The sequence below is a fragment of the Pseudomonas sp. PvP009 genome, from assembly GCF_017832995.1.
Taxonomy (GTDB): Bacteria; Pseudomonadota; Gammaproteobacteria; order Pseudomonadales; family Pseudomonadaceae; genus Aquipseudomonas; species Aquipseudomonas syringae.
Genome location: NZ_JAFIBG010000001.1, coordinates 120,644 through 139,497, shown reverse-complemented (window position 1 = coordinate 139,497; position 18,854 = coordinate 120,644). Strand labels below are relative to the sequence as shown.

General features: G+C 60.2%; 17 protein-coding genes. 8 read left to right on the top strand and 9 right to left on the bottom strand.

Annotation, left to right across the window (positions count from 1 at the left end):
* Window positions 1-414, bottom strand: a complete 414-nt coding sequence (locus JOE29_RS00590; RefSeq protein WP_003318290.1) for a rhodanese-like domain-containing protein — start codon at window positions 412-414, stop codon at window positions 1-3.
* 156 nt (window positions 415-570) lie between these two features.
* Between JOE29_RS00590 and gpmI the strand changes: the two genes are divergently transcribed.
* The 5 genes from gpmI (at window position 571) to JOE29_RS00565 (ending at window position 7,398) form a co-directional block, all read left to right on the top strand.
* The gene (gene gpmI, locus JOE29_RS00585; RefSeq protein ID WP_003427331.1) at window positions 571-2,103 is read left to right on the top strand and encodes a 2,3-bisphosphoglycerate-independent phosphoglycerate mutase; all 1,533 of its coding nucleotides are present in this window, start codon (window positions 571-573) and stop codon (window positions 2,101-2,103) included.
* Window positions 2,104-2,256: 153 nt separating this feature from the next.
* Window positions 2,257-3,582 carry a murein hydrolase activator EnvC gene (locus JOE29_RS00580; protein ID WP_003427330.1) on the top strand — a complete coding sequence of 442 codons (1,326 nt, stop codon included), beginning with the start codon at window positions 2,257-2,259 and terminating at the stop codon, window positions 3,580-3,582.
* A gap of 33 nt (window positions 3,583-3,615) precedes the next feature.
* Window positions 3,616-4,953: a S41 family peptidase gene (locus JOE29_RS00575; protein WP_003427326.1), complete on the top strand. Its 1,338-nt coding sequence runs from the start codon at window positions 3,616-3,618 to the stop codon at window positions 4,951-4,953.
* 3 nt (window positions 4,954-4,956) lie between these two features.
* Window positions 4,957-5,739 carry a divergent polysaccharide deacetylase family protein gene (locus JOE29_RS00570; protein WP_004415454.1) on the top strand — a complete coding sequence of 261 codons (783 nt, stop codon included), beginning with the start codon at window positions 4,957-4,959 and terminating at the stop codon, window positions 5,737-5,739.
* A gap of 156 nt (window positions 5,740-5,895) precedes the next feature.
* Complete coding sequence (locus JOE29_RS00565; RefSeq protein ID WP_210079991.1) at window positions 5,896-7,398, top strand: serine protease; 1,503 nt, start codon at window positions 5,896-5,898, stop codon at window positions 7,396-7,398.
* Window positions 7,399-7,402: 4 nt separating this feature from the next.
* Here the strand turns inward: JOE29_RS00565 and JOE29_RS00560 are convergent, their stop codons facing one another.
* From JOE29_RS00560 to JOE29_RS00525, 8 genes are all read right to left on the bottom strand, one after another.
* Complete coding sequence (locus JOE29_RS00560) at window positions 7,403-8,158, bottom strand: ABC transporter substrate-binding protein (RefSeq protein WP_058444517.1); 756 nt, start codon at window positions 8,156-8,158, stop codon at window positions 7,403-7,405.
* Window positions 8,159-8,343: 185 nt separating this feature from the next.
* Window positions 8,344-9,114 carry an imidazole glycerol phosphate synthase subunit HisF gene (hisF, locus tag JOE29_RS00555; RefSeq protein ID WP_002551458.1) on the bottom strand — a complete coding sequence of 257 codons (771 nt, stop codon included), beginning with the start codon at window positions 9,112-9,114 and terminating at the stop codon, window positions 8,344-8,346.
* Between the two features lie 19 nt (window positions 9,115-9,133).
* Window positions 9,134-9,871, bottom strand: a complete 738-nt coding sequence (gene hisA, locus JOE29_RS00550; RefSeq protein ID WP_003372206.1) for a 1-(5-phosphoribosyl)-5-[(5-phosphoribosylamino)methylideneamino]imidazole-4-carboxamide isomerase — start codon at window positions 9,869-9,871, stop codon at window positions 9,134-9,136.
* Window positions 9,872-9,977: 106 nt separating this feature from the next.
* Window positions 9,978-10,238: a DUF2164 domain-containing protein gene (locus JOE29_RS00545; protein WP_003342219.1), complete on the bottom strand. Its 261-nt coding sequence runs from the start codon at window positions 10,236-10,238 to the stop codon at window positions 9,978-9,980.
* A 4-nt stretch (window positions 10,239-10,242) separates the two neighbouring features.
* Window positions 10,243-10,881, bottom strand: coding sequence for an imidazole glycerol phosphate synthase subunit HisH (gene hisH, locus JOE29_RS00540; RefSeq protein WP_003318304.1), 639 nt, complete (start codon window positions 10,879-10,881; stop codon window positions 10,243-10,245).
* Window positions 10,881-11,474, bottom strand: coding sequence for an imidazoleglycerol-phosphate dehydratase HisB (hisB, locus tag JOE29_RS00535; protein WP_002551454.1), 594 nt, complete (start codon window positions 11,472-11,474; stop codon window positions 10,881-10,883). Before hisB ends, hisH begins: the two co-directional genes overlap by 1 nt.
* A 93-nt stretch (window positions 11,475-11,567) precedes the next feature.
* On the bottom strand, window positions 11,568-12,767 hold the full coding sequence (locus tag JOE29_RS00530) for an amino acid aminotransferase (RefSeq protein WP_004415446.1): 1,200 nt from the start codon (window positions 12,765-12,767) through the stop codon (window positions 11,568-11,570).
* A 216-nt stretch (window positions 12,768-12,983) separates the two neighbouring features.
* On the bottom strand, window positions 12,984-14,645 hold the full coding sequence (locus JOE29_RS00525; RefSeq protein WP_017278304.1) for an OFA family MFS transporter: 1,662 nt from the start codon (window positions 14,643-14,645) through the stop codon (window positions 12,984-12,986).
* Between the two features lie 496 nt (window positions 14,646-15,141).
* Here JOE29_RS00525 and JOE29_RS00520 point away from each other — a divergent pair, with 496 nt between their 5' ends.
* The 3 genes from JOE29_RS00520 to JOE29_RS00510 all read left to right on the top strand — a co-directional run bounded on the left by JOE29_RS00520 (window position 15,142) and on the right by JOE29_RS00510 (window position 18,786).
* Complete coding sequence (locus JOE29_RS00520; RefSeq protein WP_044312432.1) at window positions 15,142-17,367, top strand: AsmA family protein; 2,226 nt, start codon at window positions 15,142-15,144, stop codon at window positions 17,365-17,367.
* 82 nt (window positions 17,368-17,449) lie between these two features.
* Window positions 17,450-18,517, top strand: coding sequence for an A/G-specific adenine glycosylase (gene mutY / locus JOE29_RS00515; protein WP_017278306.1), 1,068 nt, complete (start codon window positions 17,450-17,452; stop codon window positions 18,515-18,517).
* The gene (locus tag JOE29_RS00510) at window positions 18,514-18,786 is read left to right on the top strand and encodes an oxidative damage protection protein (RefSeq protein ID WP_002555777.1); all 273 of its coding nucleotides are present in this window, start codon (window positions 18,514-18,516) and stop codon (window positions 18,784-18,786) included. The genes mutY and JOE29_RS00510 overlap by 4 nt, the downstream gene beginning before the upstream one ends.
* Window positions 18,787-18,854: the final 68 nt, after the last annotated feature.

The following is an 18,854-nucleotide window of genomic DNA, read 5'->3' as shown; positions in this document are numbered from 1 at the left end:
TCACTTCACCAGAGGAAGGTTATCGCCGCGCCAGCTGGAAATGCCGCCGGACAGCTTGGCCGCCTTGAAGCCGGACTTGAGCAGCTCGCGGGCGGTGGTGCCAGCATGCTGCCCCATTGCATCGACTATGATCAACGTCTTGTCCTTGTATTTCTCCAGTTCGGCGGTACGGGTCAGTACCTTGTCCTGCGGGAAATTCAGAGAGCCGACGATGTGCCCTGCGGTGTAATCCTTTTTCGAGCGCACGTCGATGACCACACCCTGATCGCTGTTGACCAGCGCGGTCAGCTCGCGAGTGCTCAGGCTGGCGCCGCCCTTGCTCATTTCGTAAGCAATCAGCAGTCCCAGCAAAATGACGAAGGCACCGGTGATCAAATAGTGGTTAGTGGCGAATTCAAGCAGGTGAGCAACCATCAGTAGGTTCCAGGGCGTTAAAATGTCGGCCAGTATACACAGCAGCCAAGGTCGGCCAAAGTCCGTACGGCGGTGACGCCGTTTGAACTTGTCCTTAAAATGCCGTTCCCTTGTACTTTGTTCATCTCTTTATCCAATCAGCATCGAGTGGGTTCTATGACTGCCACGCCAAAACCTCTGGTTCTTATCATCCTGGATGGCTTCGGACACAGCGAAAGCCACAAGGGCAATGCCATTCTGGCCGCGAAGATGCCCGTCATGGATCGCCTCTACCAAACCATGCCCAATGGCCTGATTTCCGGGTCGGGCATGGATGTTGGTCTGCCGGACGGGCAGATGGGCAACTCCGAGGTCGGGCACATGAACCTGGGTGCCGGGCGCGTGGTGTATCAGGACTTTACTCGGGTGACCAAAGCGATTCGCGATGGCGAGTTCTTCGAGAACCCGACCATCTGCGCCGCTGTGGATAAAGCTGTCAGCGCCGGCAAGGCCGTGCACATCATGGGCCTGCTCTCCGATGGCGGCGTGCACAGCCACCAGGACCATCTGGTGGCGATGGCGGAACTGGCGGTCAAACGCGGAGCAGAAAAAATCTACCTGCACGCCTTTCTCGACGGCCGCGACACGCCACCGCGCAGCGCGAAGAAATCCCTTGAGCTGATGGACGCAACCTTCGCCCGCCTGGGCAAAGGCCGCACCGCCACGATCGTCGGCCGTTACTTCGCCATGGACCGTGACAACCGCTGGGACCGGGTTTCGTCTGCCTATAACCTGATCGTCGACAGCACCGCCGATTTCCACGCAGACAGCGCCGTTGCCGGGCTCGAAGCCGCCTACGCACGCGACGAGAACGACGAGTTCGTCAAAGCCACCCGCATCGGCGAAGCCGCCCGCGTGGAAGATGGCGACGCGGTGGTGTTCATGAACTTCCGCGCCGACCGCGCCCGTGAACTGACCCGTGTGTTCGTCGAAGACGATTTCAAGGACTTCGAGCGCGCCCGTCAGCCGAAGGTCAACTACGTGATGCTGACCCAGTACGCGGCCAGCATTCCTGCGCCGTCCGCTTTTGCTGCGGGCAGCCTGAAAAACGTGCTGGGCGAGTATCTGGCGGACAACGGCAAAACCCAGCTGCGCATCGCCGAAACCGAGAAATACGCCCACGTCACGTTCTTTTTCTCCGGCGGGCGTGAAGAACCGTTCCCGGGTGAAGAGCGCATTCTGATCCCGTCGCCGAAAGTCGCCACCTACGACCTGCAGCCGGAAATGAGCGCACCGGAAGTGACCGACAAGATTGTCGATGCCATCGAACATCAGCGTTATGACGTGATCGTCGTCAACTACGCCAACGGTGACATGGTTGGCCACAGCGGCATCATGGAAGCCGCGATCAAGGCTGTGGAATGCCTGGACGTGTGTGTCGGGCGCATCACCGAGGCGCTGGAGAAAGTTGGTGGTGAGGCGCTGATTACCGCGGATCACGGCAACGTCGAACAGATGACCGACGACGCCACCGGACAGGCGCATACTGCGCACACCTCCGAGCCGGTGCCGTTCGTTTATGTTGGCAAACGTCAGCTGAAAGTTCGCCAAGGCGGCGTTCTGGCCGATGTCGCGCCGACCATGCTGCATCTGCTGGGCATGGAGAAACCGCAGGAAATGACCGGCCACTCGATCCTCGTGACCGAGTAACCCGGTAAAAACCGGCCTTTAGCCATCAGGCAAGGCCGGTTTTTTATGTTTCAGGCCTCAAAGCAGTGGCTGCGAGGCGTTTTTTTTGCAGCGCATGGCGGGCATACTAGGCCTGACATTTTTTCTCACAATTCCTCGGTATCGCCCACCCACATGCTTCGCGCCTTGATTGCCCTTGCTCTGATCTGCCTGCTCAATCCGGCGTTTGCCGAAGACGAGCGTGTGCAAACCCAAAAACAGATAGATGCTGCGCGTCAGGATGTGGCGGAGCTGCAAAAAGTCCTGGGCAAGCTTCAGGAAGAACGTGCAGGCGTCCAGAAGGACCTGCGCACCACTGAAACCGAAATGGGCAAGTTGGAAAAGCAGGTCGAGGTCCTGCAAAAGGAACTAAAAAAGACCGAAACCGAGCTGCAAAAGCTCGACAGTGAAAAAAAGAAACTGAACAGCGCCCGCGTTGAACAGCAACGCCTGATCGCCATCCAGGCCCGCGCCGCTTACCAGAGTGGCCGCCAGGAGTACCTCAAGCTGCTGCTCAACCAGCAACACCCCGAGAAGTTCGCCCGAACCCTCACGTATTACGATTACCTGAGCCAGGCGCGCCTGGAACAGCTACGCAACTTCAATGAAACCCTGCGCCAGCTGGCCAATGTCGAAAAAGACATCGACCTGCAACAGGCCCAACTGCTGGTGCAGAAAAGCAGTCTGGACAGCCAGAGCGAAGAGCTGGCCAAGGTTCGCCAGGAACGTCAGCAGGCGCTGGCCAAGCTGAATCAGGACTACAAGGCCCGCGATCAGAAAATGCAGGCCCGTCAGCAGGATCAGGCCGATCTGGCCAAAGTCCTCAAGACCATCGAAGAAACCCTGGCCCGCCAGGCACGGGAAGCCGAAGAAGCTCGCCAGAAGGCGCTGGTTGCCGCCCGCGAGGCGGAAGAGAAGCGTCAGCGCGAAGCTGAAGCCGTCGCCCGCAATAACAGCAGCAACAGCAGTAGCAAAAGCGATGATGAACCGGCACCGCGTCGCCCGGTCAAAGCCCCCGGCGCAGTCGTTTCCAGTGCCGGAGTTTCCTACGGCGGACCTTTTGCACAGGCCAAGGGAAAACTTCCATGGCCTATCGATGGTCGACTGCTTGCGCGTTTCGGTGAAGCCCGCGGTGATGACGAACGTACCAAATGGGACGGCGTCATGATCAGCGCCGCAGCCGGAAGCCAGGTACGTGCCGTGCATGGCGGACGAGTGGTGTTCGCCGACTGGTTGCGCGGTGCCGGGCTTCTGGTCATTCTCGACCATGGCAACGGTTATCTGACCCTTTACGGGCATAACCAGAGCCTGCTCAAGTCGGCAGGTGACATTGTAAAAGCCGGTGAAGCGATTTCCACGGTCGGCAATAGTGGCGGTCAGGACACGGCAGCGTTGTACTTTGCTATTCGTCAGCAGGGTCGCCCCAGCGATCCGGCCCAATGGTGCCGCACTCAAGGATAAGTCGGCGTCAATATTTGTAGGAGTTCGTTAGACATGCTGCATTTGTCCCGCCTCACCTCGCTGGCCCTGGCAATTGCCATCGTTATCGGCGCGCCTCTGGCGCAAGCTGCCGAAAAGACCGCGCCAGCCACGCCTGCAGCAGTCTCGCCCGCCAAAACCAATGCCACCGCAAAGCCACCGCTGCCGCTCGACGAGTTGCGCACCTTTGCTGAGGTCATGGACCGGGTCAAGGCGGCCTATGTGGAGCCGGTCGACGACAAGACCCTGCTGGAGAACGCCATCAAAGGCATGCTCAGCAACCTTGATCCGCACTCTGCCTACCTCGGCCCGGAAGATTTCCAGGAGCTGCAGGAAAGCACCAGCGGCGAGTTCGGTGGGCTGGGCATCGAAGTCGGCGTCGAGGACGGTTTAGTCAAGGTGGTTTCGCCCATCGACGACACACCGGCGTCCAAGGCTGGCATCGAGGCAGGCGACCTGATCGTAAAGATCAACGGCACGCCGACCCAGGGCCAGAACATGCAGGAAGCGGTCGACAAGATGCGCGGCAAGATCGGCGAAAAGATCACCCTGACGCTGGTTCGCGATGGCGGCACGCCGTTTGACGTGACCCTGGCGCGGGCAACCATTCAGGTCAAGAGCGTCAAGGCGCAGATGCTGGAAAATGGCTACGGCTATATCCGCATCACCCAGTTCCAGGTCAAGACCGGTGACGAAGTCGGCAAGGCGCTGGCCAAATTCCGCAAGGACAACGGCAAGAAGATGAGTGGCCTGATTCTCGACCTGCGCAACAACCCGGGCGGCGTGCTGCAATCGGCGGTGCAGGTGGCGGATCACTTCCTCACCAAGGGTCTGATCGTCTACACCAAAGGCCGCATCGCCAACTCCGAACTGCGTTTCTCGGCAGACCCGGCGGACGCTAGCGAAGGCGTGCCACTGGTAGTGCTGATCAACGGCGGCAGCGCCTCGGCATCGGAAATCGTTGCCGGCGCCCTGCAAGACCAGAAGCGCGGCATCCTGATGGGCACTGACACCTTCGGCAAAGGCTCGGTGCAGACCGTCCTGCCGCTGAACAACGATCGCGCCCTGAAGATCACCACCGCGTTGTATTACACGCCGAACGGCCGCTCGATCCAGGCCCAAGGCATCAACCCGGACATCGTGGTACGCCGGGCCAAGGTCACCAACGAAGCGGACGGCGAGAACTACAAGGAAGCCGACCTGATGGGTCACTTGGGCAATGGCAACGGCGGCGCAGACAAACCGACCGTCAAGAGTGGCGCAGCCGCCAAGGCGCGTCCGCAGGATGACGACTTCCAGCTCAGCCAGGCACTCAGCCTGCTCAAAGGGCTGAGCATCACCCGCGGCAACTGACGGATGCGCTTTCTGGCTCTGCTACTGCTGACCCTCTCGATCACTGGCGTTGCTCATGCAGCGCCAGCCGAGAACAGCGGCAAACCGCCCAAGGCTTACCTGAGCCTGATCATCGACGACCTGGGCCAGAACCAGGATCGCGACAGCCGCACACTGGCGCTTCCCGGCCCGGTCACCCTGGCGATCATGCCCGACACCCCGCATGCCACCGAGTTTGCCCGCCAAGCTCATCGCGCAGGCAAAACGGTCATGCTGCACATGCCCATGGACCCAGCGACCGGTCCTTACGCCTGGCACCCCGAACTGCCACTGCCCGAGCTGGAAAGCCGTCTCAATGCTGCCCTGCTGAAAGTGCCGTATGCAGCCGGTATCAACAACCACATGGGCAGCCGGATGACCGCCGAGCCGGTCGCCATGACCTGGCTGATGGCCGAGCTACAGCGCCGTCACCTGTTTTTCGTCGACAGCCGCACCAGTGCGAAAACCGTGGCAGCCGCCGAGGCGCAGCGTATCGGGCTGGCCAGCGTCTCGCGCGACGTGTTCCTGGACGACGAACGCACCGCAGAAGCCATCACCCGCCAATTGCAGACCGCGATAAAAATCGCCCGCAAATATGGTTCCGCCGTGGTTATCGGCCACCCCTACCCTGTCACGCTGGACGTCCTGGAACGCGAACTGCCCAACCTCAAAGCGCAAGGCGTCGAATGGATCGACCTGCGCAGCATGATCAGCGAACGCGGCAATCAGGCGAGTGCGGCGCATGGCAAGAATGGGATTTATCGCTGATCGCGCCTCTTGCGCGTCAGCACTTTCCATACGCTAAGTCCGACAAATCTACTTTCCGTGTCCACCACCGTTTCTGCCTTGATAGACGTGTCAATTCCGGCTTAAAGGAAGGTGCCCCCAATGACGGGGGCCAGACACATTTATCAGGGATTGATGATGAAACCGAACATGATGACGGGTGCGTGCTGCATTGTCGCACTGCTGCCTTTTTCCATCCACGCCACGCCTGAAGACCTGGGCGAAGGGCTGATGGCTCTCGCACCTTCGACAGCCCTGCTCAACGCTGACGGCTCACGCGACCACTGGAACGGCATCGGCCGTATCGACAGCAGGTCAGGGTCAAACTGTACGGCGACGCTGATCGATAGCCGAAGCGTCGACAGCCCGTCTGACGCGCCCGCCTACGTACTCACCAGCGGCCACTGTATCAATCGTCAGAATGGCGTGATCATCGCCGATGGCGAAGTCGAAGGCAGCGTGCAGTTCAATTTCTTCACTGACAGCAAGGCCCGCAGCTATCCATTGAAGCGCGTCAGCTGGAGCAGCATGCAGGGTGTCGACCTGGCGGTCGTCGAGTTGCAGCCCACGCTTGAAACGCTCGTCAACGACGGTATTCAGCCGATCAGGCTCGCCAGGGAGATGCCCGAACAGGGTCGCGACATTTTGTGGGTGGGCGCACCGCTCGACAAGGATACCGGGCACCTGCGCATGGCGGCCTGTGTTCACCAGACGTCGGAGGTGATCATGGAGCAGCCTTGGGTCTGGCGTCACACCGTACGCAATCAGTGCCGGGATGTCGGTACGGGCGCGTCCGGCAGTCCGCTGCTGACCCGTGACAACGGCGAGCTCTATGCGGTCATGAACCTTACCAACCAGGCTTCGTCGGATAACCCGACCGAAGACCTTAGTGATGAAATACCCGGCTTTCCGCCCATGGTCGCCGACAGCAACTATGGCAACCCGGTCACGCTGTTGAAGAAGTGTTTTGTCAGCGGCACGCTGAGTACGGACCCGGCGACGTGCGATCTGTTTCCAGTCTTCTCGGTCGATTTCGAAACACTGGGCCGGCAGCCTGCACAGCATGCCAGAGTACAACTGGATGCCGAGGGCAGGAATGTCTATCCATCCTGGGACTTGCGCTTCATGGTCGACACGCCCTTGTATCGCTACAAGAAGGTCGCTTCGGCCATGCAGTGCGAAGACCCGGCGGGTTACAGCCATACCATGAGCTCGCAGGACGCGGCCATCGATGACTCTGTGGACAAACAGATCGGCATCAACTGGCTGTGCATGGTCGGTGTGTCTTCGGCCGAGCAACGCCCCAGCATCGGTCTGATGCGCAACGCACTGACGCTTGCGATAGAGCTCCAAGCGGCAGGCCCTACTCCGGAGCCGCACGTGCAGATAGGCAAAAACCGCTTTGGTACGACATCGGTCATCTGGTCGCACGAGCACCGGCTGATCGACTACTACACGGTCAAAATGGGCAAGCCGGACACCACCGACTGCTCAGCCTCTGACGGTTTCAAGCCGCAGTTTCGCAATCTGTTATTACGCGCGAAGTCGTTGCCGTTGAAGATCTGCACCTACGCCCACGACATCAACGGCCAGCCATCCGCCTTGCGCGAAGACATCATCCCGTCGCCCACAGCAGGTTGAGGGGCTACTGATAGCGCGCCTTGGCGGCATCGACCCAGCCTTCGGCGCGCATCTGATCGAGGGCCTTTTGCAAGCGTCTGACGACCTCGTCAGGCGTGCTCTTGTTGACTGCCAGGTAAAGTTCGGCGCTGTTGAACCGCAGCGCCGTCTTGAGGCCCGTCACGCCTTCCAGTTTCGCCAGATAGCGGCCCACTGGATCGCCTACTGCCCACAGGTCGATCTGGCCGTTGGCGAGTTTTTTCACGTTATCGCGGTCACGCAACATCAGAATCGGGTTCAAGCCCATGGCTTTCAGACGCTCGCCAATGGCATCGCCCTTGTAGGCGCCGATCCGGTAATCCCTGGCCTGTCCCAGCGACGTCAAGGTGATCGGGCTGTCGCCGCGCGCCAACATGATCCAGTCGTAGGAACCTACCGGGCCGACCCATTTGAAGAGGTTTTCACGTTCGGGCAGGCGGGTCGTGGAAAACACGCCGTAACCGGGCTTTTCCAGGGCCAGTTTGTAGACCCGGTCCCACGGAAAGCGCAGCGTCATGCTGTAGCCGATATTCGCGCGCTTGAACATCTCGCGCACCACCTCGGCGGCGCTACCGTCGATGTTGTTTTCCTGGGCGAAATTCTTGCCGTCGACCGCCATGTTGAACGGCGGGAAGTTCTCGGTCAGCAACACCATGGAATAAGGCGTCGACTCGCTGGCCCGGACACCCTCACTCGACAAGACACCGACCCCGATCAGTGCAAGCAATAGGCGTTTGAACATGTTCCGGCACTCGATCGTGAACGACGCATGCAGAGTGCCGTGAACCCGGCGCACTGTCTAGCACGCTGTCCGGCGATGTCGCTTAGAGGCAATAGTCAAATGCCAAAGGGCTGAAACAAAGCGAGCGCCGGCTGTTTCAAACCCTTGGCCTGAAACAAGCGGCGCCCGCCTTTATGCGCAGTGACTTAGCGCACGACAATCCCACGGCTGGCCATGTAAGCCTTGGCCTCGGGGACCGTGTATTCGCCAAAGTGGAAAATACTCGCCGCCAACACTGCGCTGGCGTGGCCCTCGATGACGCCGGCAGCCAGGTGCTCGAGGTTGCCGACACCACCCGAAGCAATCACCGGAATACCCAGCGCATCGCTGATGGCGCGCGTGACGCCCAGGTCGAAGCCGTTCTTCATGCCGTCCTGGTCCATGCTGGTCAGCAGGATCTCGCCAGCGCCCAAGTCTTCCATCTTTTTCGCCCAGAGCACCGCGTCCAGCCCGGTGGGTTTGCGCCCGCCGTGGGTGAAGATTTCCCAGCGCGGGGTTTCGCCCGGACCGGAGACCTTCTTGGCATCGATAGCGACCACGATGCACTGCGACCCGAAACGCGCGGCGGCCTCACCGACGAACTCGGGGTTGAACACCGCGGCCGTGTTGATCGAGACCTTGTCGGCACCGGCATTGAGCAGGTTGCGGATGTCCTGCACGGTACGCACGCCGCCGCCAACGGTCAGCGGGATGAACACCTGACTGGCCATGCGCTCGACGGTATGCAGCGTGGTGTCACGGCCATCGACGCTGGCGGTGATGTCGAGGAAGGTGATTTCGTCGGCACCCTGCTCATCGTAACGACGAGCGATTTCCACCGGATCGCCTGCGTCGCGGATGTTCTCGAACTTGACGCCCTTTACCACTCGACCGTTGTCGACGTCCAGGCAAGGGATAATGCGTTTGGCTAGGGCCACAGGGTCAATCTCCAGCTGTTCAGCGTTGTTCGCGGTCGCAAAGCGCCTGAGCTTCGGCCACATCCAGTGTGCCTTCGTAAATCGCACGGCCGGTGATTGCGCCGATGATGCCCGGAGCCTTCGCATTCAGCAGCGCCTGGATGTCGCCCAGGTTATGGATGCCACCCGAAGCGATCACCGGGATCCGCGTGGCAGCCGCCAATGCCGCGGTGAACGGGATGTTGCAGCCCTGCATCATGCCGTCTTTGGCGATGTCGGTGTAGACAATGGCCGACACGCCATCGGCCTCGAAACGCTTGGCCAGATCGATGACCTGCACCGAGCTGACTTCAGCCCAGCCGTCGGTGGCGACGAAACCGTCTTTGGCATCCAGACCGACAATCACCTTGCCGGGGAACGCACGGCAGGCTTCGGCCACGAACTCGGGCTCCTTGACGGCCTTGGTGCCGATGATGACGTAGCTCACGCCCGCCTTGACGTAATGCTCGATGGTTTCCAGCGAACGGATGCCGCCGCCGATCTGGATCGGCAGGTTCGGGTAGCGTCGGGCGATGGCCGTGACCACATCACCGTTGACCGGCTGACCTTCGAACGCACCGTTCAGATCGACCAGATGCAGACGACGGCAGCCACCCTCGACCCACTTGGCGGCCATGGCCACCGGATCATCGGAGAACACCGTGGAATCTTCCATCCGGCCCTGACGCAGACGGACGCAAGCACCGTCCTTGAGATCGATAGCGGGGATAATCAGCATGCTTATTCCTTGGTCTGAAAGAGCGGCAAGCTGCAAGCGGTTAGCTGCAAGTATGCGTACTCACTGATTCTTGCGGCTTGAAGCTCAACGCTTGAAGCTGCTTTATCTAATTCTTTTCGAGTGCCCACAAGTCACTTTCGATACTCTCGAAGCGCTCCTTGAGCTGCTGCTGAACATCGAAAATGGCGCGATTGTAGTAATGCGGGGCAATCTCGCGCGTGAACAGCTCGAGGACTTCAGCCACTTCGAACGAGCCCAGATCCAGCTCGAAACGCTCTGCGAACAGGCGCTTGAGCTTGTCGATCGCCTGTTGCTCGTGCTCGGGCGAGAGGGTCAGGATCGGCGGCTTGCCCTTGGCTTTGCTCATGTGCTTACCAGCGACCATCCCAGGCGGCGAAGTTCTGCAGCAACTGCAGGCCGTGGGTGTGGCTCTTTTCAGGGTGAAATTGCACGGCAAAACGCGAACCGTCGGCCAGCGCGGCGGCGAAATCGAGGCCGTAATGGCCACGCCCGACCACCTGACGCTGATTGGCAGCATCGATATAGAAACTGTGCACGAAGTAGAAACGCGCCTGGTCCGGAATGTCATGCCACAGCGGGTGATCCACCGCCTGAGCGACCTGGTTCCAGCCCATGTGCGGCACTTTCAGGTGCTCGCCTTCCTCATGCAGGTCCTTGCCGAAGAACTTTACCTGGCCGGGAAACATGCCGATGCAGTCCACGCCGCCGTTCTCTTCGCTGCTGTCGAGCAACGCCTGCATGCCGACGCAGATTCCCAGAAAAGGGCGATCCTGGCTCACTTCCTGAACCAGCGAATCAAAGCCCAGACGGCGAATCTCGGCCATGCAGTCGCGAATCGCGCCCACCCCCGGAAAGACGATGCGGTCGGCTTCGCGAATCACCTTGGCGTCACTGGTAATCAGCACACGGCCTGCGCCCACATGCTCCAGCGCCTTGGCGACAGAGTGCAGGTTGCCCATGCCGTAATCGATGACCGCAACTGTCTGCATCAGAGCACACCCTTGGTGGATGGCATCTGCCCGGCCATACGCTCATCCAGCTCGACCGCCATGCGCAGCGCACGACCGAAAGCCTTGAAAACGGTCTCGATCTGGTGGTGAGTGTTGGTGCCACGCAGGTTGTCGATGTGCAGCGTCACGTTCGCGTGGTTGACGAAGCCCTGGAAGAACTCCTGAAACAGGTCCACATCGAAGCCGCCTACAGTGGCGCGGGTATACGGCACATGCATCTGCAGGCCCGGACGTCCGGAGAAGTCGATGACCACGCGCGACAGCGCTTCGTCGAGCGGCACGTAGGCGTGGCCGTAACGTCGAATGCCCTTCTTGTCGCCGATCGCCTGGCTGAACGCCTGGCCCACGGTGATACCGACGTCTTCCACCGTGTGGTGATCGTCGATTGCCAGGTCGCCCTTGCATTCGATGTCCAGATCGATCAGCCCGTGCCGGGCGATCTGGTCGAGCATGTGCTCAAGGAAAGGCACGCCGATATCGAATCGGGCCTTTCCGGTACCATCCAGGTTGATCGAGGCTTTGATCTGGGTTTCCAGAGTATTGCGCTCGACGTACGCCTTACGTTCGGCCATCACCAGCTCCGCAAAATCATTGGGCGAAAAAAAGGCGAGCATTATAGGCCCAGAAGCGCCCGCCATGAAGCAAACAGACGACCAGCAGGGTATTTAACGGGCGAAGAGGCTCGCGATTGCGTCACATACCTTGTCGATATTCCCTTCATTCAAACCTGCCATACACACTCGGCCACTGCGCAGCATGTAAATGCCGTGAACATCTTTCAGTTCGTCGACCTGCTGCGGGGTCAGACCGGTGTAGCTGAACATCCCGTTCTGCCTGAGGATAAAGCTGAAATCGTGGCCGGAGACCTTCTGCGCCAGCACCTCGACCAGCCGCGTGCGCATGTCGATGATACGCAGGCGCATGGCCTCGACTTCACCCAGCCACTGCTCGCGCAAGTGCGGCGTGTTGAGCACTTTCGAGACCAGGAAGGCACCATGCGCAGGCGGGCTGGAGTAGTTGCGGCGCACGGTCGCCTTGAGCTGGCCGAACACGTTGGCCGCGGACGCCGCGTCTTCACAGACCACCGACAGCCCACCTACCCGCTCGCCATACAGCGAGAAGATTTTCGAGAATGAGTTGCTGACCAGCGTTGTGATACCTGCGTTGGCCATCGCCCGGATGGCATAGACGTCTTCGTCGATGCCTTTGCCGAAGCCCTGATAGGCGATATCCAGGAAGGCGATGAGCTGACGATCCTTGATCACGTCGATCAGGCGGTCCCATTGCGCCACCGTCAGATCGGCACCGGTCGGGTTATGGCAGCACGGGTGCAGCAGGAGAATGCTCTGCGCAGGCAGCCCCTGCACCGTGTCGAGCATGGCCTCGAACCTGACGCCGCCGGTCTGGGCATCGAAGTACGGGTACGCGTTGACCTTGAAGCCCGCCCCGCCGAACAGCGCGTTATGGTTTTCCCAGGTCGGATCACTGACCCAGACCTGTGAGTCCGGAAACGCATACTTAAGGAAATCGGCACCTATCTTCAGCGCGCCCGAGCCGCCCACGGTTTGAATGGTGGCGACGCGGCCTGCCTGAACCAGCGGGTGATCGGCACCGAACAACAGGGTTTGCACCGCCTGCCGATACGCTGCCAGGCCTTCCATCGGCAGGTACACGGACGCTGCCTGTTCGCCCTCGGCCAGTTGCTGTTGCGCCGTTGCTACGCATGCCAACTGCGGGATGCGGCCCTGTGCGTCGTAATACAGGCCGATGCTCAGATTGACCTTGTCCGCACGCGAGTCCTTGCCAAAGGTCTCCATCAGCGAAAGGATCGGATCACCGGCGTATGACTCCACGTGGGCTAGCATGCAAACAACTCCTTCGGGCAATAAAATCAGGGCTGACTAATGTAGCAGCGTATGCACCGGAACGGGCAGTGCATCGAATACATAGGGTCAACTGAATATCGCTATCGCGACGAATAAAATCCGGACGCGATGATCAAAAGCGCAGCGCACCAAAAACCCAGGCAAAAAAAAGCGCCTGCACCGAGGTGCAAGCGCTTTTCTGTTACCGGCAGGCTTTTAGTGGAACAGCACTGCGGTTTTTTGCAGGGTAATCCAGACGCCCCACGCCAGCGGGATGCCTACGGCCAGCCAGGCGGCGATGACCAATGGCTTGCTGCCTGCGGATGCTTTCCACTCCAGCGAAGTCGTGGCGTTGGCACCCTTGTCGTGACCGATGGCTTGTTCAGCCGCCAGTTCGGCGTCGGTCATGAAGTACTTGTCGGCAACCGGACGAATCAGCAGGTTGCAGATAAAGCCCAGCACCAGCAGACCCGAGAGGATGTACAGGGTGATGTCGTAGGCGTCGGCACGTGCAACACCGTGGGCGAGTTGATACTCACGCAGGTAGTTGACCAATACCGGACCCAGCACACCGGCCGCAGCCCAGGCAGTCAGCAGACGACCGTGGATCGCGCCGACCATCTGCGTACCGAACAGGTCAGCCAGATAAGCCGGAACCGTCGCAAAACCGCCACCGTACATCGACAGCACGATACAGAACGCGGCTACGAACAGCGCAATGCTACCCATATGGCTCAGGGTCGGAACCGACGCATAAAGCAGGAAGCCCAGTGCGAAGAATACGAAGTAAGTTGCCTTGCGACCGATGAAGTCCGAGCACGAAGCCCAGAAGAAACGACCGCCGATGTTGAACAGACTCAACAGACCGGTGAAGCCGGCTGCAATCGCAGCAATGGCTTTCAGCTGGTCGGCATTGAGCTGGCTGAAGGTCAGGTCGAGGCCCAGCAGTTTACCGGCGAAGACTTCCTGCAGCAGCGGCGAAGCCATGCCCAGAATACCGATACCGGCCGATACGTTAAGGCACAGCACCAGCCAGACCAGACGGAACTGCGGTGTTTTCCAGGCCACGCTGACGTGCACGTGACGGTTGGTGATCATCGAGTTCTTGGCCTTGGCAGCCGGAGCGGTCCAGCCTTCAGGTTTCCAGCCGGTTGGCGGAACGCGGTAGCCCAGTGCACCGCCGATCATGAAGATGAAGTAGATCACCGCCATCACCACGAAGCTCTGCCATACGCCAACGCTTTCAGCCGAAGCGAAGTGCCCCATCAGAGCCGTAGCCAGCGGTGCACCCACCATCGCGCCGCCGCCAAAGCCCATGATCGCCATGCCGGTCGCCATGCCGCGCTTGTCCGGGAACCACTTGATCAGGGTCGATACCGGGGAGATATAGCCCAACCCCAGACCAATACCGCCGATTACGCCCGAGCCCAGCCACATCAGCCAGATCTGGTGCGTATAAATGCCCAGTGCGGAAATCAGCAAGCCACCACACCAGCAGAGGGCCGAAACCACACCCGCCTTGCGTGGACCTGCGTGCTCCAGCCAGCCACCCCAAATGGCAGCCGAGCAACCCAGGAAGATGAAAAACAGTGTGTAGATCCAGCCCAGCATGGAGATCTGCCAGTCACAGGTCGACGCGAACATCTGCGCGAAAAAACCCATGTCCGGTGTGCAAGCGACAGGTGCCGTAACACCGATAGCCTTCGACAGCGGCAACCAGAATACCGAGAAGCCGTAAGCCATACCGATACAAAGATGGATGGCCAATGCTGCAGGTGGAACAAGCCAACGGTTGAAACCTGGCTTGGCGATAATGCGCTCTTTGGACAAGAACGCAGGCTGAACGGCATCGCCGCCCAAGGCTGTGCTTGTGCTCATTATAATTACCCCAATGTGTGAAGCTCGCAGATGGTCCGCTGGTCCGCCACAGACTCAGTGCCGAGCGGCCATGTCTGTTTTATCGGCAGGTTATTCAGATACGTGACAAAAAGACGCACCCGACCCAGCAAAAACGGAGACTATCACTCTCTGATGGCAAATAAGCATCTCGTCATATGCTTTTTATTGTCTATTTTCGCAAGTTAATCCACGTGCTCTATCGAGTCATAGATACAACCAATTAAGCACTCACGAAAACCTGTCTTGAGCTTAGTTGGACCGGCACCTGCGTGCTGTACGGCCGGCTTGCGAAGATTCGGAAGATATATCGCAACAAGACCACTCGCACTTTTCATCGGCTCCCAAACGTAGTGGCGCACGGTGCCAGCGTCCCGAACCGGAGACCAGACAGCAATAACGGTATCCGCAGCCCGGTCGGCTCGTCAGAGCGGTATACTCGTGGGCTATTTTTGAACATCGACACAAGGACTCGCCCATGAAAGCGTTCGGCAAAATCCTGGGGCTGTTTATTCTCGGGTTGTTGCTGATCATCGTGGCTCTCGGCTTTGCCCTGACCCACCTGTTTGATCCCAACGACTACAAAGACGAGATTCGCCAGCTGGCACGCGACAAGGCCAACGTCGAGCTGACGCTCAATGGCGATATCGGCTGGAGCCTGTTTCCCTGGCTCGGCCTGGAATTGCACGACGCCCATGTCGCCACCCTGACCGCTCCCGATCAGCCGTTCGCCGATGTGCAGATGCTCGGCCTGTCCGTACGTGTCCTGCCTCTGCTTCGTCGCCAGGTACAGATGAGCGACATTCGCGTCGAAGGCCTGAACCTGACCCTGCACCGCGATGAAAACGGTCATGGCAACTGGGAAGACATCGGCAAGCCTGCCGTGGCAAGCACTGAAGCACCTGGCGAGACAACGCCAGCCCCGGCTCCGGACGCGCCCAAAGCGGATCGCCCTTCCCAGCCGATCCGTCTGGATATCGACAGCCTGACCGTCAACAACGCCCGCGTGGATTACAGCGATGCCCGAAAAGGCCGGACCTTCATGGCCGAGAGCATTCAACTGAGTACCGGGCCGATTCGTGAGGCGTCCGATATCCCGATCAAACTGACGGCGTTCCTGAGCACCAACCAGCCCGTCGTGCGCGCCAAGACCGAGCTGGTCGGCGCATTGCGCATGGACCGTGTGCTCAAGCGTTATCAATTCGAAGACATGCGCCTGTCCGGTGAAGTCGCCGGCGAGCCGCTGCAAGGCAAGACCGTGACCTTCTCGGCGCAGGGCCAGTTGCTCGTCGACCTGGCCGCCAACATCGCTGAATGGAACAGCCTCAAAGTCTCGGCCAACCAGTTGCGTGCACTCGGCGAACTGCGTGCCCGCGATCTGGACAAAACGCCTCAGATCAGCGGCGGCCTGTCCATTGCCCAGCTTGATCTGCGCGCGTTCTTCGAGAACATCGGCCAGCCGTTGCCAGCCATGTCCGAGGGCGCGCTGAGCAAGGTTGAAATGGTCACGCGTCTGGCAGGCACGCCTACCAGCCTTGCGCTGGAAAACCTCAACCTGAAAGTCGACGACAGCACCTTCACGGGTCGCATCGCGGTGGACGACTTCGCCAAGCAGGCGCTGCGTGTCCAGCTCAAGGGCGATACCTTCGACGCCGACCGCTACCGTCCGGCTGAAAGCGAAGAAAGCAAAGGTGCCAAGGCCGCGCGCAAATCCGAGGTGCAGTCCGGTGAAGCCGCCGCCGCTGCGGGCGACTCGCCGCTGCCCGAACAACCGACCAAGGCCGCCTGGAGCACTGCAAAACTGCTGCCGCTGGAGCGCTTGCGCACGCTGGATGTCGAGGCTGACCTGAGCTTCGGCAAACTGACCCTGAACAAACTGCCTATCGACAACGCAGCGCTCAAGACCCAGGCCAACGGTGGCCTTATCAAGGTCGATACGCTGAGTGGCGATCTGTACAACGGCAATTTCGAGGTCAAGGGCAATCTGGACGCGCGTCCGGACACGCCTGTGGCCACGGTGCAGACGCGCATTGCCAAGGTACCGGTCGAACGCATTCTGGAAAGCCAGGGCCAGACACCTCCGGTGCGCGGCATGCTGAACCTCGACAGCAACCTGACCGGCACAGGCAACAGCGAAAAAGCCCTGATCGACAGCCTGAACGGCACCGCCAGCTTTGCGCTCAATAACGGCGTACTGGTCAATGCCAACCTGGAGCAGCAGCTGTGCAAGGGGATTTCGATCCTCAACCGCAAGACGCTCAGCGGCGAACCGCGCGCCAAGGACACTCCTTTCCAGCAGCTCAACGGCAATCTGGTGATACGCAATGGCGTCGCCAGCAACCCGGACCTCAAGGTCCGTACGCCGGGCATGGCCGTCAACGGTAACGGCGATGTCGACCTGCGCGTCCTGGGCATGAACTACCGCGTCGGCATCATCGTCGAAGGCGACAAGAGCGACATGCCCGACCCAGCCTGCGAGATCAACCCGCGCTTTGTCGGCATCGAGTGGCCGGTGCAGTGCCGTGGCCCGCTGGAACTGGGCGCCAAGGCCTGCCGTCTGGACAAGGAAGGCGTCGGTCAGATCGCTGCGAAACTGGCGGGCGACCGGATCAGCGAGAAGCTTGAGGACAAGCTGAACGACAAACTCGGTGACAAGGTCAGCCCCGAGCTCAAGGACGCCCTCAAGGGACTGTTCAAACGCTAGGGCAACGTGAACTGCTCAGGAGCGCCCTCGCGGCGCTCCATTTCATATCCCGACTCACATCTCGACGAGAGCCCTCCAGGCCATGCAACCCGAACAATTCTCCAGCGCCGTGCTGGACTGGTACGACCGTCATGGCCGACATGACCTGCCCTGGCAACAAGACATCACGCCGTACCGGGTCTGGGTATCGGAAATCATGCTGCAGCAGACCCAGGTCAGCACCGTTCTGAGCTACTTCGACCGTTTCATGGAGGCCCTGCCGAGCGTGCAGGCGCTGGCCGACGCGCCCGAGGACGAAGTGCTGCACCTGTGGACCGGGCTGGGTTACTACACTCGCGCTCGCAACCTGCAGAAGACGGCAAAAATCGTCGTCGCCGATCATGGCGGCGAGTTTCCCCGCGATGTCGAAAAACTCATCCTGCTGCCCGGCATCGGCCTGTCCACCGCAGGCGCGATTGCCAGCCTGAGCATGGGCATTCGTGCGCCGATCCTCGATGGCAACGTCAAACGGGTGCTGGCGCGCTTCACCGCGCAAGAGGGCTACCCTGGCGAACCGAAGGTGGCCAAACAGCTGTGGGCCACCGCTGAACGCTTCACGCCGCACAGCCGGGTCAACAACTACACCCAGGCGATGATGGACCTGGGGGCCACACTCTGCACCCGCAGCAAACCCAGCTGCCTGCTCTGCCCGCTGGAGCGCAGTTGTGAGGCGCACATGCTGGGCCTGGAAACGCGCTACCCGATCCCCAAGCCGCGCAAGACCGTGCCGCAGAAACGCACGCTCATGCCGATGCTCGCCAACGAAGACGGCGCGATCCTGCTTTATCGCCGCCCTTCCAGCGGCTTGTGGGGCGGCCTGTGGAGCCTGCCGGAACTGGATGACTTCGATGACCTTCAGCACCTGGCCACGCAACACGCGCTGCAACTGGGCGAGCACCATGAACTGCCGGGACTTATCCACACCTTCAGCCACTTCCAGTTGAGCATCGAACCCTGGCTGGTCAAGGTCCGCGAGTCCGCCGATCACGTGGCCGAGGCCGACTGGCTCTGGTATAACCTCGCCACCCCGCCACGCCTGGGCCTTGCTGCCCCGGTGAAAAAGCTGCTCAAACGCGCAGCCGACGTATTGAACGCAGGAGAGTCGTCATGACCCGCACCGTAATGTGCCGCAAATACAAAGAAGAACTGCCCGGCCTGGAACGCGCCCCGTATCCGGGAGCCAAGGGCGAAGACATCTTCAACCACGTCTCGCAGAAAGCCTGGGCCGACTGGCAGAAACACCAGACCCTGCTGATCAACGAGCGTCGCCTGAACATGATGAACGCCGAAGACCGCAAATTCCTCCAGACCGAGATGGACAAGTTTCTCTCGGGCGAAGAATACGCCCAGGCCGAAGGCTACGTTCCCCCCGAAAAATAAAGCGTTTCACGCAGTGAAGGTCGTAAGCGTCGGTAATAATTCAAATTTTTTAAAAAACACGCTTGACG

Coding starts and splice junctions, on each gene's coding strand:
- JOE29_RS00590 (WP_003318290.1), bottom strand. CDS start 414: ATGGTTGCTCACCTGCTTGAATTCGCCACTAACCACTATTTGATCACC.
- gpmI (WP_003427331.1), top strand. CDS start 571: ATGACTGCCACGCCAAAACCTCTGGTTCTTATCATCCTGGATGGCTTC.
- JOE29_RS00580 (WP_003427330.1), top strand. CDS start 2,257: ATGCTTCGCGCCTTGATTGCCCTTGCTCTGATCTGCCTGCTCAATCCG.
- JOE29_RS00575 (WP_003427326.1), top strand. CDS start 3,616: ATGCTGCATTTGTCCCGCCTCACCTCGCTGGCCCTGGCAATTGCCATC.
- JOE29_RS00570 (WP_004415454.1), top strand. CDS start 4,957: ATGCGCTTTCTGGCTCTGCTACTGCTGACCCTCTCGATCACTGGCGTT.
- JOE29_RS00565 (WP_210079991.1), top strand. CDS start 5,896: ATGAAACCGAACATGATGACGGGTGCGTGCTGCATTGTCGCACTGCTG.
- JOE29_RS00560 (WP_058444517.1), bottom strand. CDS start 8,158: ATGTTCAAACGCCTATTGCTTGCACTGATCGGGGTCGGTGTCTTGTCG.
- hisA (WP_003372206.1), bottom strand. CDS start 9,871: ATGCTGATTATCCCCGCTATCGATCTCAAGGACGGTGCTTGCGTCCGT.
- JOE29_RS00545 (WP_003342219.1), bottom strand. CDS start 10,238: ATGAGCAAAGCCAAGGGCAAGCCGCCGATCCTGACCCTCTCGCCCGAG.
- hisH (WP_003318304.1), bottom strand. CDS start 10,881: ATGCAGACAGTTGCGGTCATCGATTACGGCATGGGCAACCTGCACTCT.
- hisB (WP_002551454.1), bottom strand. CDS start 11,474: ATGGCCGAACGTAAGGCGTACGTCGAGCGCAATACTCTGGAAACCCAG.
- JOE29_RS00530 (WP_004415446.1), bottom strand. CDS start 12,767: ATGCTAGCCCACGTGGAGTCATACGCCGGTGATCCGATCCTTTCGCTG.
- JOE29_RS00525 (WP_017278304.1), bottom strand. CDS start 14,645: ATGAGCACAAGCACAGCCTTGGGCGGCGATGCCGTTCAGCCTGCGTTC.
- JOE29_RS00520 (WP_044312432.1), top strand. CDS start 15,142: ATGAAAGCGTTCGGCAAAATCCTGGGGCTGTTTATTCTCGGGTTGTTG.
- mutY (WP_017278306.1), top strand. CDS start 17,450: ATGCAACCCGAACAATTCTCCAGCGCCGTGCTGGACTGGTACGACCGT.
- JOE29_RS00510 (WP_002555777.1), top strand. CDS start 18,514: ATGACCCGCACCGTAATGTGCCGCAAATACAAAGAAGAACTGCCCGGC.